This window comes from Sandaracinobacter sp. T42 (assembly GCF_059115405.1).
Map to the genome: position 1 here is coordinate 1,888,981 of NZ_CM181101.1, position 16,411 is coordinate 1,905,391.

At 66.9% G+C, this 16,411-nt stretch carries 15 protein-coding genes; 9 read left to right on the forward strand and 6 right to left on the reverse strand.

Annotation, left to right across the window (positions count from 1 at the left end):
• Positions 1–14 precede the first annotated feature (14 nt).
• Positions 15–1,277 carry an APC family permease gene (locus ACW9TV_RS09175; protein WP_494303179.1) on the reverse strand — a complete coding sequence of 421 codons (1,263 nt, stop codon included), beginning with the start codon at positions 1,275–1,277 and terminating at the stop codon, positions 15–17.
• Positions 1,267–3,141 carry a signal peptide peptidase SppA gene (sppA, locus tag ACW9TV_RS09180; RefSeq protein ID WP_494303180.1) on the reverse strand — a complete coding sequence of 625 codons (1,875 nt, stop codon included), beginning with the start codon at positions 3,139–3,141 and terminating at the stop codon, positions 1,267–1,269. The genes ACW9TV_RS09175 and sppA overlap by 11 nt, the downstream gene beginning before the upstream one ends.
• 143 nt (positions 3,142–3,284) lie before the next feature.
• Between sppA and ACW9TV_RS09185 the strand changes: the two genes are divergently transcribed.
• The 4 genes from ACW9TV_RS09185 (at position 3,285) to ACW9TV_RS09200 (ending at position 7,345) form a co-directional block, all read left to right on the forward strand.
• On the forward strand, positions 3,285–4,322 hold the full coding sequence (locus tag ACW9TV_RS09185; RefSeq protein WP_494303181.1) for a hypothetical protein: 1,038 nt from the start codon (positions 3,285–3,287) through the stop codon (positions 4,320–4,322).
• Positions 4,323–4,562: 240 nt separating this feature from the next.
• Positions 4,563–5,771, forward strand: a complete 1,209-nt coding sequence (locus tag ACW9TV_RS09190; protein ID WP_494303182.1) for a class I SAM-dependent RNA methyltransferase — start codon at positions 4,563–4,565, stop codon at positions 5,769–5,771.
• A 120-nt stretch (positions 5,772–5,891) separates the two neighbouring features.
• On the forward strand, positions 5,892–6,140 hold the full coding sequence (locus tag ACW9TV_RS09195; RefSeq protein WP_494303183.1) for a hypothetical protein: 249 nt from the start codon (positions 5,892–5,894) through the stop codon (positions 6,138–6,140).
• A 125-nt stretch (positions 6,141–6,265) separates the two neighbouring features.
• Positions 6,266–7,345, forward strand: a complete 1,080-nt coding sequence (locus tag ACW9TV_RS09200; protein WP_494303184.1) for a DUF5694 domain-containing protein — start codon at positions 6,266–6,268, stop codon at positions 7,343–7,345.
• A 60-nt stretch (positions 7,346–7,405) separates the two neighbouring features.
• On the opposite strand, the gene ACW9TV_RS09205 is transcribed toward ACW9TV_RS09200, so the two are convergent.
• The 3 genes from ACW9TV_RS09205 to ACW9TV_RS09215 all read right to left on the reverse strand — a co-directional run bounded on the left by ACW9TV_RS09205 (position 7,406) and on the right by ACW9TV_RS09215 (position 10,174).
• Positions 7,406–8,455, reverse strand: coding sequence for a 1,9-bis(guanidino)-5-aza-nonane synthase (locus ACW9TV_RS09205; RefSeq protein ID WP_494303185.1), 1,050 nt, complete (start codon positions 8,453–8,455; stop codon positions 7,406–7,408).
• A gap of 72 nt (positions 8,456–8,527) precedes the next feature.
• The gene (locus ACW9TV_RS09210) at positions 8,528–9,745 is read right to left on the reverse strand and encodes a type III PLP-dependent enzyme (RefSeq protein ID WP_494303186.1); all 1,218 of its coding nucleotides are present in this window, start codon (positions 9,743–9,745) and stop codon (positions 8,528–8,530) included.
• A 156-nt stretch (positions 9,746–9,901) separates the two neighbouring features.
• The gene (locus ACW9TV_RS09215; protein WP_494305071.1) at positions 9,902–10,174 is read right to left on the reverse strand and encodes an acyl carrier protein; all 273 of its coding nucleotides are present in this window, start codon (positions 10,172–10,174) and stop codon (positions 9,902–9,904) included.
• A 165-nt stretch (positions 10,175–10,339) separates the two neighbouring features.
• Here ACW9TV_RS09215 and dapF point away from each other — a divergent pair, with 165 nt between their 5' ends.
• From dapF to ACW9TV_RS09240, 5 genes are all read left to right on the forward strand, one after another.
• Positions 10,340–11,134, forward strand: a complete 795-nt coding sequence (gene dapF / locus ACW9TV_RS09220; protein WP_494303187.1) for a diaminopimelate epimerase — start codon at positions 10,340–10,342, stop codon at positions 11,132–11,134.
• Positions 11,131–12,279, forward strand: a complete 1,149-nt coding sequence (locus ACW9TV_RS09225) for a radical SAM protein (protein ID WP_494303188.1) — start codon at positions 11,131–11,133, stop codon at positions 12,277–12,279. The genes dapF and ACW9TV_RS09225 overlap by 4 nt, the downstream gene beginning before the upstream one ends.
• Positions 12,276–13,208, forward strand: a complete 933-nt coding sequence (gene ftsY, locus ACW9TV_RS09230) for a signal recognition particle-docking protein FtsY (RefSeq protein WP_494303189.1) — start codon at positions 12,276–12,278, stop codon at positions 13,206–13,208. The genes ACW9TV_RS09225 and ftsY overlap by 4 nt, the downstream gene beginning before the upstream one ends.
• Positions 13,209–13,212: 4 nt before the next feature.
• Positions 13,213–13,827 (forward strand): septation protein A, encoded by a 615-nt coding sequence (locus ACW9TV_RS09235; protein WP_494303190.1) that lies wholly within the window; start codon positions 13,213–13,215, stop codon positions 13,825–13,827.
• Between the two features lie 162 nt (positions 13,828–13,989).
• Positions 13,990–14,718, forward strand: coding sequence for a PEPxxWA-CTERM sorting domain-containing protein (locus ACW9TV_RS09240; RefSeq protein ID WP_494303191.1), 729 nt, complete (start codon positions 13,990–13,992; stop codon positions 14,716–14,718).
• A gap of 68 nt (positions 14,719–14,786) precedes the next feature.
• Here the strand turns inward: ACW9TV_RS09240 and ACW9TV_RS09245 are convergent, their stop codons facing one another.
• Positions 14,787–16,340, reverse strand: a complete 1,554-nt coding sequence (locus ACW9TV_RS09245) for a leucyl aminopeptidase family protein (RefSeq protein ID WP_494303192.1) — start codon at positions 16,338–16,340, stop codon at positions 14,787–14,789.
• Between the last annotated feature and the right edge of the window lie 71 nt (positions 16,341–16,411).

The window sequence follows — 16,411 nt, forward strand, 5'->3', positions numbered from 1 at the left end:
ATCGTCCGCCCGGCTCAGCGGCGCCGCCGGGCCAACAGATACAGGGCTGAGCCGACAAGCGCCGTCCCGGCCAGCATGATCCAGGCGTCCCGCTCTGTCTGCGAAACCGCCCACAGGCACAGCAGCGTCGCCAGCGCCAGCACCACGGACAGCCCGACCGGCGGCAGCGGCCGCTCCCCGGCATCGGCGCGCAGCTTCGGCAGGCTGGCATAGACCAGCAGGAACAGGAACAACCGCGCAATCGTTCCCAGCACGGCCAGCCACACGAAACTGCCGGTCAGCGCCATCAGCAACGCAACGCCGCCAAAGGCCAGAATTGCATTCGCAGGCGTCGCAAAGCGCGGGCTCACCCGTCCGAACCAGCCCGGAAGAACCCCGCGCTCCGACATGGCGAACAGCAGCCTGGGCGACGACAGGATGTTGCCGTGCAGGTTCCCCGCCAGAGAGGCCAGCACCGCCAGCGCCACGATCGTCGCGCCGGCCGCACCGGCCACGCTGTTCCCAAAGGCAATCATGGGCGCGTCATTGCTGGAAGGCGGGTCCACCGTCAGGAATCCGAACTGGATCAGCACGTAGAAACCGGTCGTCAGGATCAGTGTCAGCACCAGGGCACGCGGGATCGTCCGCCTGGCGTCCTGCGTCTCTCCAGCCGGCACCAGCACATTCTCGAACCCGACAAAGGCGTACAGCAGGATCAGCGCACTTGCCTCCACCTTCGATAAGGCGGGCAGGGCGCCCGGCATCGGCACCGGGCCGAACAGCCACAGCCCTGCCGCCACCAGCAGCAGCACCGGCACCACCTTCGCCACCGAAACAGCGCCCAGTAACCGCACGGATTGCTTCACGCCCGCCACATTCGCCGCCACCAGCGTCCCGATCAGCAGCAGGATCACGATCGGCCCGGCCAGGGCGGCATTCAGCGAAGGGAGCAGACCCGTGAAATAGGAGGCGAACACATTCGCGTTGGCGGCCAGCGCCGTCAGCTTGGCCAGCGTGTACAGCCAGCCCGCCTGAAAGCCGGCAAAGGGGCCGAAGGCCGTGCCGACATAGGCGACTGGCCCGCCACTGATGTCGAAACGGGCGGCGGCCGCCGCCAGCGGCAGCACCATCAGCAGCATCGCCAGGCCGAACACCGGGAACAGCCATGGGCCGAACGCGCCGAATTCGGCGTGCACCAGGCCCGGCAGCATGAAGATGCCGGCCCCCACGATGCCGTTGAACGAGATCAGCGCCGCCCCCAGCGGCCCGATCCCCCGGCGAAGGCCCTCAGTCTGCAAGCAGGGACTTCACGATGGCCGGAATGTCCGTGCGCGCCGCCGACGCGGCCGGCACGGAATAACCCGTGCAGGTCAGGCAATGGGCCTGCACGGTCGGCCCTTTCGCCACGGCGATGGCGGCTTCCACCTGCGCCGCCGCCCGCATCCGGGAAATCGCCACGGCACGGGCCATGGCGTCCTGCGCAGGCGCCGTGCTTCCGCCGGTCAGTTTCGAAAGCATCTGCACCAAGAAGGGCTGCGGCTGCCGCATCACAAGGATCCGCGGTTCCCCCTTCAGCCCGGCCTGCCGCGCCGCCTCGCGGATGGCCGCCGGCAGGTCGCCGTACCGGTCGATCAGCTTCAGCTCCTTCGCCCGCATGCCAGACCAGACACGCCCTTCCGCGATGGGTGCCACTTCGGCCACCGGCATCTTGCGCGCGCCGGCCACGATCGTCAGGAACTGCTGGTAGATATCCTGGACGCCTCCCTGGATCAGTGCCCGGGTCGCGTCGTTCAGGCCGCCGGCCACATCGGGCTGGCCGGAAAAGGGGGTTGTGGTCACGCCGTCGGTGGAAACGCCCAGTTGCTTCAGCGTTGCTTCAAAGGTGGGGAGCACGCCGAACACGCCGATGGAACCTGTCACCGTCGCCGGGCTGGCAAAGATGGTGTCGGCGCCCGTACCCACCCAGTAGCCGCCGCTTGCGGCCACAGGTCCGAAGCTCGCGACCACCGGCAGCTTCCGCGCCCGCGCCTCCAGCATCGCCTGACGGATCTCGTCAGAGGCCAGTGCCGATCCGCCGCCCGAATCCACGCGGACCACGATCGCCTTCACATCGTCGTTGGCAACCGCATCCTCGATCAGGCGGCGGATGCTGCTGCCGCCGGCCGTGCCCGCAGGGGCGTCGCCGTCCACGATGGAGCCGGCCACATGCACCACGGCCACCGCTGCGCCCCTTTCGGCCACCGGCCTTCGCGCCGCCCAGTAATCGCGGACATCGATCCGCCTGTAGTCGCCGGGCCGGTCCGGCTCGTCGCCGTCGCCCAGCCGTTCCTTCAGGCTCGCGTTCCAGGCGCTCTCGGTGATCACCACATCCACAAGCCCCGCGTCCTTCGCAAGCTCGGCCTGGCTCCGGTTCGCGCCACGCACGCGTTCGGGCCAGCTGGCCAGTGTCGCGGCGACGTCCAGTTCCTGCCGCTCGCGCTGAACGGCTGTGCGCCATGTCGCCCACAGGTCATTCGCCAGCTGCTGGTCCGCCTGCTTCGCCTGGGGGGATGCCTCGTTGCGGGTGAATGGCTCGACGAAGCTCTTGTAGGTGCCCACCCGGAACACCTCCACATTCACCTTCAGCTTGTCGAGCGCGTCCTTGAAATAGAGGTTGCTGCCCCCCGGCCCGGTCAGCGCCACGGCCCCCATGGGGGAAATCCCGATGCTGCCGGCATGCGCCGCCAGATAATAGCCGGAATCGGTATAGGCGGTTGCCCAGGCCTCCACTTCCTTGTTCTTCGCGCGAAAGCGCTTCAGCGCGGCGCCCACGCTTTCCAGATTGGCCTGGCCACCGCCCATGAACCCGTCCAGGTTCAGGGTGATCATGCGGATCGCCGGATCGTCGGCCGCCTTGTCGATGGCGCGCACCAGCGCCAGAGTCTCGGTTTCGGGGATGATGTCCTGCCCGCCCAGCAGCGCCAGGGGCGCCGGCTCCGCCGCTTCGTCCACCAGCAGGCCGTCCAGGTCGATTACCAGCGCAGCGCCGTCAGGCACGCTGACAGTCGGCGCACGCATCGACAGGCTGGCCCACAGCAGGCCGAACAGCAGCAGCAGGAACAGAAGGACCAGCGCGTCCTTCACACCCACAAGGAAAGTCCAAACGCCCTTCAGGAACTGCATCGACCCGGCTCCAGCTTTTCGTTGGTCAGACTTAGCCGCTGGCGGCCAAACTGCAAGGCGCGCCCGCGCCCCACCCGCAAAAGGCGCACTGCCGCGTGGCAGCGCGGTTGACTTGCACGGCATGGGTCGCAAATCTCCGTCCCATGGACATCCGCAAGGAAGATCTCGACGCCGCAGTCGAAGCCGGCGTCATCGATGCACCCGCACGGGACAGGCTGATCAGCTTCGCGCGGGCCCGCCTGCAGGGTGCTGGGCCGGATAACGAAAGCTTCCGGCTTCTCACCGGCTTCAACGACATCTTCGTCACACTGGCCTGCCTGCTGGTGCTGGGGGCGATCCCGGCGCTGCTGCCCGGCCTGGCGGCGGCGGTTGCCCTGGCGATCGTCAGCTGGGGGCTTGCGGAATATTTCACCCGTCGGCGGCGCATGGCGCTTCCGTCCATCATCCTGCTGCTGGCCTTTGTCAGTGCGGCCTTCGCCGGCACCTTCATGGCGATCACCGCAGGCGGCCACTGGGGCCGAGCGGCGCAGCAGATCTGGGCGCAGGGGCAGGTTACCGCGGCCTTTGCCCCGCTCATGGTCGCCGGACTGGCTGGCGCGGCTGCGGCTGCGCTGCACTGGCGGCGCTTCCGCGTGCCGATCACGCTCGCGGCCGGGGCCGGGGCGCTGGCCGTGGGGTTCATCGCGCTCGTCGGCGCGCTCGTCCCGTCCGGCCCGGCGATGCAGGCGGCGGCCTTTCTGGCCGGCCTCGCCATCTTCGCGGGCGCAATGGCCTACGACATGCGCGATCGGGATCGTCTCACGCGCAGCACGGATATCGCCTTCTGGCTGCACCTTCTGGCGGCCCCGCTGATCGTCCACCCGGTATTCAAGGTCACGGGCGTTCTGGAACCGGGGTCGGGCCCGGACGCCGCCGTCATCGTCCTGCTGCTGTATGTGGCGCTCACCACGCTTGCCCTGGTGATCGACAGGCGGGCGCTGCTCGTGTCGGCGCTGGTCTATGTGCTTCTCGCGCTTCAGGGCCTGTTCGCCGCCGGTCAGGTTGCCGCCGGGTTCGGGCTCACGGCATTGATCCTTGGCGCTTTTCTCATCATGCTTTCGGCGGGATGGGCGTTGCTTCGGCGTCGCCTTCTTGCGTTCCTGCCTGGCGGCTGGCGGGCGCGTCTGCCATCTCCTGTCTAGGCAGGGGGCGAATCACGGCCCACACCGGTTCCCCGCGCGCGTCGCGTGGAATCTCGCCCCAGGTCACCGCGCCGCGCTGAAGTCCGCTTGACGTGTACAGGGGGGCAGGGGCACAGGCCGCCAGAAGGGCGGGCGAAAGGGTCAGGCAAAGGATGATCTTCTTCATCATGCCGCGTCTCCCCACGGTCGCATATTCCTTTTCATATCGTTAACGCCAACAGCATAGGTTCCCTCTCCCACATGACGGACGCGTTGCAAAGCGTGCTGATCGAACGTTTCGCCGCACGCGGGGATGGGGTCGCCGCAGACGGGCGGTTCGTGCCCGGCGCCGTGCCGGGCGATCGGCTCCTCCCGGATGGCAGCCTGTTGCACGGCGCCGATCATGTCGAGGCCAGATGCCGCCACTTCGGCACCTGCGGCGGCTGCCAGCTTCAGCATGTGTCGGACCGCCTGATCGCGGACTTCGCGCGGGACAGGGTTCTTGCGCCGCTTGCCCGGTCGGGGATCGCGCCCGAACAGCTGATGCCCGTTCATGTCTCTCCGGAAGGCACGCGCCGCAGGGCCGCCATGCGCGCCACCCGCACGGATGGCGAAGTCCGGCTGGGGTTCAACGCCGAAGGCGCGCACCGGCTCGTGGACATGGCGGAATGCCCGGTGCTGCATCCGGCCCTGTTTGCGCTTGTCCCGCCGCTGCGCGGGCTCCTCGGCCCTTGGCTGGCGGAACGCTCCGCGATCGGCGTCACCATGACGCTGACGGACAATGGCGTCGATCTGCTGCTCGCCAACCTGCAGGCCAACAGTCTGCCGCGAATCGAAGGCCTCACCCGCTTCGCTGCCGATCAGGGTCTTGCGCGCCTGTCGGTCGAGGGACCGATGGGGGTTGAAACGCTGGTTGCCAACGCCAACCCCAGCCTCACGCTCGGCGGCGTTCCCGTCACCCTGCCGCCGGCGGCCTTCCTGCAGGCGACGGCGGATGGTGAAGCCATGCTCGTTTCGGCCGTCACCTCGGTGTTGGGGGATGCGCGGCGCGTGGTGGATCTGTTCGCGGGCTGCGGCACCTTCGCGCTTCCCGCCAGCCGCACGGCGCAGGTCCTGGCGGTGGACGGCGCCGGTCCCGCCATCCGTGCCCTCGCCGAAGCAGCCGGAAGGGCAGGGCGCCGGCTCCTCACCGAGCATCGGGATCTGTTCCGCAAACCGCTCGCAGCCGAAGAACTCGACCGCTTCGACGCGGCCATCATCGATCCGCCGCGCGCAGGCGCGATCGCACAGACGGAACAGCTCGCCGCCAGCCGCATCCGCACGGTCGCCGCCGTCAGCTGCAACCCGGCCACTTTCGTCCGCGATGCCGAACGGCTGGTCACGGCCGGTTTCCGCCTGGGCCGGCTCTGGCCGGTCGCCCAGTTCCGTTGGTCGACGCACGTGGAGCTCGTCGCAGAGTTCCGTCGCTGAGGCGCGTGACCGCACCGCCCTGAAAAGCGCTTCATTTCAATGTTGTTACATACACTGCTTCACAGACAGGGCGTCCGCCTTTCGCTAGATGGCGCTTGTCCAGGCGATGCCCCGGTATCCATGGTCCAAAAAGCAAGAACAGACAGCACAAAACCAAGAACAATGGAAAAATCCATGAAGGTCGCAATTCTTCTCGCACGCATCGCCACATTCGCCGCCATTCCCGGCGCCGCGCTTGCCGCTGCTCCCCACGGCCAGTCGGCGGCTCCCCTGTCCGAGCCTGCAAGCTGGGCATTCCTCATTCTCGGCGTCGGCCTCGTCAGCGCAAGTGCGCGGCGCCGGCGCCCTTCCACGCAGGTCCTTGCTTGACTGCGGATCGAACAGTTCTGGGTCGGAAAGCCGGGCGAATCCCTTTCGGGGGGTTCGCCCGCGCTCTTTCCAGCCACCCGCACCGTTGCTAACCTCCATGCCGAGAGAGGGCTGGAGGAATCTTGATGAACCATGCCCCGTTCGCCGCCATGCTGGGCGGCCTGTTGTTCGCCAGCCTGTCGCCCGCCGTTGCCGGCCAGTTCGATCCGCGCCAGCACCGGGCGCCCCTCGCCGGTCAGCCGACCGCCGTGATGGTGCTGGGGTCGCCGCACCTCTCGGGACTGCCCGAAAGCTTCCACCCGGATTCCCTTGCCCCCCTCATCGACAGGCTGGCCGCCTGGAAGCCAGACAGGATCGCGATCGAAGGCCTGTCCGGCCTGCAGTGCGATCAGCTTCGCCGCCACGCAGCTCTTTATCCTGCTGATCTCGCAGACCAATATTGTTTCGATCCGGCAGAGGCGCAGGCCGCCGCCGGGCAGGACGGCCCGGCCGCGCTGGCCGCCGCCGCGCAGATGTTGAAGGCTTGGCCGCAGCAACCGTCGCCGGCCGATCGCCGGCGGCTCGCCCTTCTTTTCCTCGCCGCTGGTGAACGGCCCTCGGCGCTTGTCCAGTGGCTGCGCCTCTCCCGGGCCGAACGGGTCGCCGCCGATGGCCTCACACCCGGGCTCGTGAAACTGCTCGATGAAACCATCACCCGCCGGAACGAGAATTATCTGCTCGCCCCCGTCGTCGCAGCCCGGCTCGGGCATGAACGGGTCTGGATGATGGACGACCATACGGCGGATCTTGTCGCCACGTCCTATGATCCGGGGTTCGAGGCCGCGATGAAACAGATCTGGTCCGGCCCCGCGCTCGATGCGCGGCTGGCGGTCGCAAAGGCGGTCGAGGCGAAACTCGGCAGCCCGGCCGCAACGCTCGCCATGTATCGCCATTACAACGATCCCGCAGAAGCCGCGCGCGCCTTCGAAACGGATTTCGGCGCCGCCATGCGCCATGAAAGTCCGCAGCTGTCCGGCCGCCGCTACCTCGGCTGGTGGGAAACCCGGAACCTGCGCATGGCCGCCAACATCCGGGAAGTCGCGGCTCTCGATCCCGGCAGCCGCCTTCTTGTCATCACCGGGGCCAGCCACAAGGGCTATCTCGATGCCTATCTCGGCATGATGCACGATCTGAAGGTTGAAAGTCCGCTGCCCCTTCTGGACTGAACGAAAAAGGGCCCCGCCCCCGGAAGGGAGGTGGGGCCCTTTGTCAGGTCAGATGCCGCCTTAGGCGAACAGCTTGGCCCAGCCGCGCTTCGCCCGGCCCTTCCAGTGGCCGCGATGATAGGCATCGCTCGCCAGCAGCGGCATCACGCTGCCCGCTTCCGCGAACACCATTTGCTCGATCGCGGTGGAAACCTTGCCCCAGCTGGCGGCTTCCTGAAGGGTCGAGGACGAGCAGGCGCCGTCACGCACGTCGGCGACGGTGATCTGCACGGCATATTTGTGCACGGCCACATCCTCATGGCCCAGGATCTCGGCGCAGACGACGGTATCCTGGATGAAGTTCTTCGGCACGCCGCCGCCGATCATCAGCAGGCCGGTTTCGCCCGCCTTGATCTTGATGTCGGTCAGTTCACGGAAGTCGGCGATGGCGTCCAGCACCATATAGGGCTGGCCTTCCTTCGCACGGTCCACCTGGTGCTTAACCAGTCCGAATCCGGCCGAGCTGTCCACGAACGCCGGGCAGAAGATCGGCACGTCATGCTCATAGGCGAGCTTGACGAGGCTGTTCTCCTTCTTGCCATGTTCCGCCAGATACTTCCCCATCTCGCGGATGAAGGCGCGGCTGGAATAGGCGCGCGGTTCCAGCGAGTTGGCGATCTTGTTGATCGTGAAGTCGCAGTCCTGCAGCTGCTCCTCGTCGATATAGGTGTCATAGATGCGGTCGATATAGAGCGACCGCAGCGTGTCGTCGTCCGGCACTTCCAGTGCCTGGTAATGCTTGTGACCAAGGCCTTCGAAGAAATCCATGTCCACGATGGTGGCGCCAGTGGCGACAACCACGTCCACCATGTTGTTGCGGATCAGTTCCGCATACAGATCCATGCAGCCGCCGGCCGAAGTGGATCCGGCGATCACCAGGCACACGGTGCAATCGGGATCGGACAGCATCTGGTTGTAGATGCCGGTCGCGCGCGCCAGATCGCGGCTTGTGAAGCTCATGTTCGCCATCTGGTCGATGATCGGCCGGGCGTCGAAGCTGCGGATGTCGATATGCTCGACCTTCTTCGACAGTAGCTCTGCTTTCCGTTGCGCGTTTGCTTGCTCGCTCATGTTCGTCTCCAACAGGAATTGAACCCCACCGCCGAAGCGGTGGGGAAAAACAATGAAACCTTGATGACGCGCTCAGACGCGCGCGACAACTCCAAGCGGCACGACATTTGCCGGAACGGTCGCGATGCCGCCTTGCGGGATCAGGCTCGTCATTGGCGAGTCCGTCACGATCACGGTATCGCCCGCGCCGAAGCCGTTGAAACCGGTGCGCATGGCCTGGCCGTAAGCGCCCAGCTGGCCGATCTCGATATAGTCGCCCGCCTTCACATCCGCCGGCAGAGCGAACGGACCCTTCATATGATCCATGTCGTCACAGGTCGGGCCATAGAAGGAATAGTCCATCAGCTCCGCTTCCGAGGCATCCGCGCGCACCAGTCGCACCGGATAGCGCCACTCCACATGCGCGGCATCGAACAGCGACCCATAGGCGCCGTCGTTGATGTAAAGTTCCTCGCCGCGTCGCTTCTCCACCCGCACCAGCACGCTGGCATAGTCGGCGGAAAGCGCCCGGCCCGGCTCGCACCACAGCTCGGCGGAATAGGAAACCGGCAGCGACTCATAGGCCCGCTCGATCACCGCGAAATAGGTTTCCAGGCTCGGCGGTTCCATGCCCGGATAGCGGCTGGGGAAGCCGCCGCCCACGTCGATCACGTCCACGGTCACGCCCGCTTCCACGATCGCCGCCCGCACGAAGGCCATGGCGTCGGCATAGGCCGCAGGGCTCATCGCCTGCGATCCCACATGGAAGCAGATGCCAAGCGAATCCGCCACCTGGCGCGCCGCCAGCAGCAGGGCAGGGGCGTCGGCCACGCCGATCCCGAATTTCGAAGCGAGGCTCAGCTTCGAATAGCCAGAGGAAACCTTCAGCCGCACGCACAGCGTCAGGTCGGCCGCCGGTACGCCATCCGTCGCGCAGGCGCGGACGATCTTCGCCAGTTCCTCATGCGTATCCAGGCTGAAGATCCGCACGCCATGCACATGATAGGCCTCGGCGATCGCTTCCTCGGCCTTCACCGGGTGCATGAATGCCAGAACGGCGTCCGGCAGCACCTCGCGCACCAGGCGAACCTCGGCGATGGAGGCAACGTCGAAATGGCGGATACCGCCTTCCCAAAGCGTCTCGATCAGGTGCGGCGAAGGGTTCGCCTTCACGGCATAAAAGCTCTTGCCCGGAAATTCCGAAGCGAAGAAGCGCGCCGCATCGAGGGCAGCATCAGGACGGACAAGGGTGACGGGAGCTGCCGGTTGCAGCTCGTTCGCTACCCGAAGCGCGTTATGATGGTTGTGCAATTCAAGGGACCTCCGGGGTGCAGTTTCAGATTCGACTGCCTTGCGGTGGAAGTCCCATGGGGCAGCGGGCGCGCATATGGGGTCAGTGCCCCCCCATGTAAAGTGGAAAATCATTGCACCCGCCCGGCATTTAGCCGGGGTCCGAAACCAGGCGGATCAGGCCGCCGCCAGCTTCGCCGCCACGAAGTTCGCCAGCGTTCCCACGCTCTCGAACAGCTCGCCGGAAACCTCGTCATCGTCGATCAGGATGCCGAAGCGATCCTCCAGCGCCGTCAGCACGGTCGCCACCGCCATCGAATCCAGTTCTGGCAGGTTGCCGAACAGCAGTGTGTCGCGCGTCAGCCCGGCGGCCACATCGTCGGCAAGCGAAAGCGCGCCAGCCAGCACCGCGGCGACATCCTCGACATTTTGTTCAGTCGAAAGAGACAGGCTGGCCACCCTGGTTCCCTGCGGTTTGCGTATCCGGCTTCCCATGTCGGCCGGCCAGATGGCCAGGCTCCCAAGGCCGGGCGCATTACCGCCGCGCCCGCTGCGATGCAACAGAAATGCGCCCTCCATTGCAAGCAGGCCCCAGCGCCCATAGATGCATGGCCCATGGCGACCGCCTTTCTGAAGATGCACGGGGCCGGCAATGATTTTGCCATCTTCGATGCCCGGCAACTGGCGCTTGCCATGCCGCCGGAACGTGTGCGCCGCCTGGCGGATCGGCACCGGGGCATCGGCTGCGACCAGCTGATCCTGCTGGAACCATCTGACAAGGCGGATGTGTTCATGCGCATCTTCAATCCGGACGGCAGCGAATCCGGTGCCTGCGGCAACGCCACTCGCTGCGTCGCCCACCTGCTGGGCGGGGCCGCCACAATCGAAACGCGTGGCGGGCTCCTCTCCGCGGCCGCCGCGGCCGATGGCGTCACCGTCGACATGGGCGCCCCCCGTTTCGGCTGGGCCGAAGTTCCGCTGGCCTATGCAATGGATAGCGCCGACATGCCGGTCGGCTGGGGCGAACTGGAACGCCCTGTCGCCTTGAGCATGGGCAACCCCCATGTCGTCTTCTTCGTGGCAGACACAGCTGCGGTCCCGCTCGAAACCCTGGGGCCAGAGATCGAGCAGGATCCGATCTTCCCGGAACGGGTCAATGTGAACGTTGCCACCGTGCTCAGCCGTTCCCACATCCGCCTGCGCGTATGGGAACGGGGCGCGGGGCTCACGCTCGCCTGCGGCACCGGCGCCTGCGCCACCTTCGCGGCCGCCCGCCGCAGGGGCCTCGTCGAAAGCCGCGTCATCATCAGCCTGCCGGGCGGCGATCTCGTGATCGCCGAAACCCCGCACGGGACCCTTGGCATGACAGGCCCCGTCGCCACCAGCTTTCGCGGAGAGACGGAGCTTTGACGGCCCGCGTCGTCATCCACGGCTGCCGCTCGAACCTTGCCGAGCGTGACGCGCTGGCCGCGCTCGCGCCCGAAGGGGCCACCGTGATCAACAGCTGCGCGGTCACGGCGGAAGCCGTGCGCGACGCCCGCGCGGCCGCCCGCACGGCGGCGGCCGAAGGCCCCGTCTATGTCACCGGCTGCGCCGCCACGCTGGAACCCCGGCGCTTCAAAGATGTGGCAACAATCATTCCCAATGCTCTGAAATTGAACGTGAATGCGTGGGGAAAGGAAGGACGGCTTCACGCGCAGCCGCCTGTCACGCGCCAGTCCCGCGCCTTTGTCGCCGTGCAGGATGGCTGCGATCATGATTGCACCTTCTGCGTCACCCGTCTCGCGCGGGGCCCCTCGCGCTCGGTTTCTCTCGAAACCGTTGTCGACCGCATCGCGGCACTCGCCGCGCAGGGCGTGGCCGAAGTGGTGCTGACCGGAATAGATACGACCAGCTACGGTCAGGATCTCCCCGGCCGCCCCCTGCTCGGCCGGCTGGTGCAGGCGATCCTCGCGCAGACGGCCATTCCCCGCCTTCGCCTGTCCTCACTGGATGCTGCCGAAGCGGATGCCGCCCTGCTGGAAGCGCTGGCCGATGAACGGCTGATGCCGCACCTCCATCTCTCGCTGCAATCGGGCGACGATCTCATCCTGAAGCGCATGAAGCGCCGTCACAGCCGCGCCGATGCCATCGCCCTTGCGCAGCGCCTGCACGCCATCCGCCCAGGTATCGCAATCGGCGCGGATCTGATTGCCGGTTTCCCGACAGAGGGGGAGGCAGCCCACGCCAACAGCCTGTCTCTGTTTGCGGATTGCGGTCTCGCCCAGGCCCATGTCTTTCCCTATTCGCCGCGCCCCGGAACGGCCGCTGCCCGCATGCCGCTGGTGCCGCCCGCCGTGGCGAAGGCCCGCGCCGCCGAACTGCGGGCCGAAGCCGCCCACCGGCTCGCCGGTTTCACCGCTGCCTTCGTCGGAAAGCCGGTCGACACGGTCAGCGAAGGCGGGCAGGGGCTTACCGCACACGGGTTGCGGTTGCGCTACGCCGTCCCCCGGCCCAGGGGTTCCCTCGTGCGGCTGACGCCCACCCATCTCGAAAACGGACTGCTCGCCGAATGAACGACGTCACGGAAAAGACGGGCTGGCTCGCCCGGATGCGCTCGGGCCTCACCCGCTCGTCCGAAAAGCTGGCGCAGAATCTCAGCTTCATGGTCGGCGGCGGCCGGATCGAGGCGGAAGACCTGGAATCGGTCGAGGAGGCGCTGATCTCGGCCGATCTCGGCCCTGCGGTCGCAGCGCGCATCGTTTCGAAGCTGGCCGAAGCCCGGCTCGCCGGCGAGATCGACATGTCGCGGGTGCGGCAGGTGGCGGCGGACGAAATCGCCGCCATCCTCGCGCCGCTGGCAAAGCCGCTCCTCGTCACCGCCTTTCCCCGCCCGCACACCATCCTGGTCGTCGGCGTGAACGGCACCGGCAAGACGACGACGATCGCCAAGCTCGCGCACAACTTCCAGGAAGACGATTACGCCGTGATGATGGCAGCCGGAGACACGTTCCGCGCCGCCGCCGTCGAGCAGTTGAAGGTCTGGGGGGATCGCCTCGCCATCCCCGTCATCTCCGGCAAGCCGGATGCCGATGCGGCGGGCCTTGCCTTCACCGCGATGGAACAGGCCCGCGCGTCGGGCCGGGATGTGCTGCTCGTCGATACGGCGGGCCGGCTCCAGAACAAGGCCGGCCTGATGGACGAACTCGCCAAGGTCCGACGCGTGCTCGGCCGCCAGCAACCTGGCGCCCCGCATGATACGATCCTGGTGCTGGATGCGACGACGGGCCAGAACGCCCTCAGCCAGATCGAGATCTTCCGCGAAGTCGCCGGCGTGACCGGCCTCGTCATGACCAAGCTCGACGGAACGGCGCGTGGCGGCGTGCTCGTCGCTGCGGCCGAGAAGTTCGGCCTGCCCATCCACGCGATCGGCGTGGGGGAACGTCTGGGGGATCTGCGCCCCTTCGATGCCCGCAGCTTCGCGAACGCGCTCACAGGAGCCTGACAACTTGACCGATCAACCCAAAGTCGGGGCAGCCCGGCGTGAACTCGACGGCTGGAAGAAGCTCGCCGTCGATCTTGGTCCGCTGATCATCTTCTTTGCCGCCTATTCCCGCTGGGACATCTATGTCGGAACCGCCGCCTTCATGGCAGCGACAGCCGCAGCGATGGCCGCAGCCTGGGTGCTCACGCGGCATATTCCGGCAATGACGTGGTTTTCCGCCGTTCTCGTCGGCGTCTTCGGCGGCCTCACGCTGTGGCTACATGATGAAACCTTCATCAAGATGAAGCCGACCATCGTGTTCCTGATCTTCGGGGGCGTGCTTGCCTTCGGCCTGCTGCGCGGGCGCAACTATCTGCGCTCGCTGCTCGGCTCGGCCTTCCACGGCCTCAGCGACACCGGCTGGACCTTGCTGGCCCGGCGCTGGGCGCTGTTCTTCCTGTTTCTCGCCGCCGCGAACGAACTTCTCTGGCGATTCTTCCCCACGGATGTCTGGCTGCACTTCAAGATCTGGGGGGATACGCTGCTGACGTTCCTGTTCGCACTGGCGCAGGTGCCCCTGATGCTGCGGCACGGCCTCAACCTCAAGGATGCGCCGGAAGGAGATGGCGAAAACCCCTGATAAGAAAGGCGTTTTTGCACTGCACAATTTTTCCCTGGGGGTCTGGTAATCTTAATGCGACTCGGTTACACATTGCCCTAACTTCATGGTCGAACCCGTTGAGGCCCTTGAAAAAGGGGTCTGCGGAAAAGGCCCGGGGCATAAAAAACAGAGGTCGCACCGATGCTGAAATCCTTCACCGCACTGGCGGTCGTCACCCTTGCTGCATCCTTCGCCACAGCGACGCCTGCGTCCGCGGTCACCGTTCTGCTGGGCGGCCCGTCCGGCACCGCCAGCAGCGTCACCCGATCGGCCGAAGGGGTGGATTTCACCTTCACCGCTGCACGCTTCACCGGCGATCCGTCCCTGCTCGCTGGCCTGTGGTCGCTCGGTGCTCCGCTGTCCGTCTCGATCACCTCGCCCGGCCTCGGCGTTGCCGGTGGCGGGGCCGGCAACCAGATCGATACCAACCAGGCGAACCGCCGCGAGGCGCTTGTCCTTACGGCCAGCCGTCCGTTCGAAATCAGTGGCCTCCGGCTCTCCGCGGCAGACAAGAACGACACGATGATGCTCTATGGCGTGAACGAAGACGGCAGCTTCGTCCCGCTCGTCAACACCGGCACGATCCGGTCCGGTTTCGATGGCGCCGCTTCGGTCATCAACAGCACCGTCAACGGCCGCACCTCGCGCCTCACTTTCGAAAATCCCTGGGGCAATTTCACCCAGTATGTCTTCACCACGCGGGTGCCCGGCGACATCCTCTACAACGGGGATCGCGGGCAGGGTTACCGGCTGGATTCCATCAGCTTCAACATCATTCCCGAACCGCGCATGTGGGCAATGCTGATCGCCGGATTCGGGTTCGTGGGCGTTGCCGCCCGCCGCCGGCGCTCGGTTGCCGTTTCGGCCTGAAGCCGGCCACAAGTTCCAACCCTGCGGAAACGGAAAGGGCGGTCCCTCGCGGGGCCGCCCTTTCTTCGTCACCTCTCGTAGGATCGCACCAGCTGGTCGAACAGCCGCACGCCATAGCCGCGCGGCCCCTTCGGAACCGTCGGCAGGTCGCTCTCGGCCCGGTCCATCGCCGCCATGTCGATATGCGCCCAGGCCGTGGGCTCCGGCGTCAGGAAGCTGATGAAATGCGCGGCTGTCCCGGCACCGGCCCGCCCGCCTTCCTTCGCGTTCCGGATATCCGCGATCTCGCTGGCCATGTCCTCGGCATAGCTCGGATGCAGCGGCATGCGCCACACATCCTCGCCCACGCCGGACGCGGCCTTTGTCACGCGTGCGGCCAGGTCCTCGTTGCGGGCGAACAGGCCGGCATACTCCTCGCCCAGCGCTGCCACGATGGAACCCGTCAGCGTGGCGATATTCACCAGCGCGGCCGGCCTGTATTGCCGGATCGTCCACTGGTTGGCGTCCGCCAGCACCAGCCGTCCCTCGGCGTCGGTGTTGATCACTTCCACCGTCTTGCCGTTCAGCGTCCGCACCACGTCACCGGGTCGCTGTGCGCTGCCGCCGGGCATGTTCTCCGCCAGTGCCGCCACGCCGATCACATTGGCCTTCGCGCCGCGCTTCGCCGCCGCAATAACCCCGCCGATCGCGGCCGCCGCGCCCGACATGTCGCCCTTCATTTCCCACATGCCCGATGCGGGCTTGATGGAGTTGCCGCCGCTGTCGAAGGTGATGCCCTTGCCGACCAGCGCGACGGGGGCGGTGTCGCCGGCGCCGCGATACTCCACCGCCAGCAGGCGTGCGGGCCGGCGCGATCCCTGGCCAACGCCCAGAAGCGTGCCCATCCCAAGCGCGCGCATCTGCGCTTCGTCCAGCACCGTCACCTTCACGTTCGGAACGCCCTTCAGCTCGCGCTGAACGGCGGCCACGAAGCTTTCCGGATACAGTTCGTTCGCCGGCGTCGTCACCAGATCCCGCGTGAAGCGCACGGCGGACGCCACATGGGCAAGATCCGCAGCATAGGCAGCCGCGGCGCCGGTTTCGGCCGTCACCACCACCACGGGGGTCGATGGCCGCGCCTTCGGTTCGGATTTCAGCCGGTCATAGCGATAGTCCGCCAGTGCGGCGCCATAGGCCAGATAGGGGGCAGATCCGGCCGGCAGTCCGCCCGCCAGGATCGCAATCTCCCCGGGCTCGTCGCGCAGCGCCAGCATCGCCTTGCCGGCCGCATCCGCCAGAGCGGCTTCCTTCGGCTGCGCAATCGCCTCGGTCCCGACCAGCAGGATCACGGGGTGCCCGCCCACATCGTGCAGCTTCAGCGTCGTCAGGGGCTTGCCCTCGAACCGGGCGGCCTTCGCGGCCGCGGTCACCGCCGCCGCCGTTGCGGCCGGCAGCCCGGAAGCCGAAAGGTCCAGCGGCGCGCGCACCGGCACGATCAGCGCCGCGCCGGCCGGAACCGTCGCGGCGAAGCGGATCGGCCGCTGGGGGCTGTTCTCGCGGGTCGAAGGGGCGACGCCGCTGCCAACCAGCCCGGCGGGCCGATCCTGCGCCAGGGCCGGCGTCGAAAGGGCAGTCGCAATCATCAGCAGTCCAAGGGTGGCAATCCGCATCTTCTTCGTCACTCCTGCGTAAGGTTACATCATTACCTAACGGC

Bases quoted from the DNA above. Each gene is read 5' to 3' on its own strand.
- sppA (WP_494303180.1), bottom strand. From the start codon at position 3,141: ATGCAGTTCCTGAAGGGCGTTTGGACTTTCCTTGTGGGTGTGAAGGAC.
- ACW9TV_RS09185 (WP_494303181.1), top strand. From the start codon at position 3,285: ATGGACATCCGCAAGGAAGATCTCGACGCCGCAGTCGAAGCCGGCGTC.
- ACW9TV_RS09190 (WP_494303182.1), top strand. From the start codon at position 4,563: ATGACGGACGCGTTGCAAAGCGTGCTGATCGAACGTTTCGCCGCACGC.
- ACW9TV_RS09195 (WP_494303183.1), top strand. From the start codon at position 5,892: ATGGTCCAAAAAGCAAGAACAGACAGCACAAAACCAAGAACAATGGAA.
- ACW9TV_RS09200 (WP_494303184.1), top strand. From the start codon at position 6,266: ATGAACCATGCCCCGTTCGCCGCCATGCTGGGCGGCCTGTTGTTCGCC.
- ACW9TV_RS09205 (WP_494303185.1), bottom strand. From the start codon at position 8,455: ATGAGCGAGCAAGCAAACGCGCAACGGAAAGCAGAGCTACTGTCGAAG.
- dapF (WP_494303187.1), top strand. From the start codon at position 10,340: ATGGCGACCGCCTTTCTGAAGATGCACGGGGCCGGCAATGATTTTGCC.
- ftsY (WP_494303189.1), top strand. From the start codon at position 12,276: ATGAACGACGTCACGGAAAAGACGGGCTGGCTCGCCCGGATGCGCTCG.
- ACW9TV_RS09240 (WP_494303191.1), top strand. From the start codon at position 13,990: ATGCTGAAATCCTTCACCGCACTGGCGGTCGTCACCCTTGCTGCATCC.
- ACW9TV_RS09245 (WP_494303192.1), bottom strand. From the start codon at position 16,340: ATGATTGCGACTGCCCTTTCGACGCCGGCCCTGGCGCAGGATCGGCCC.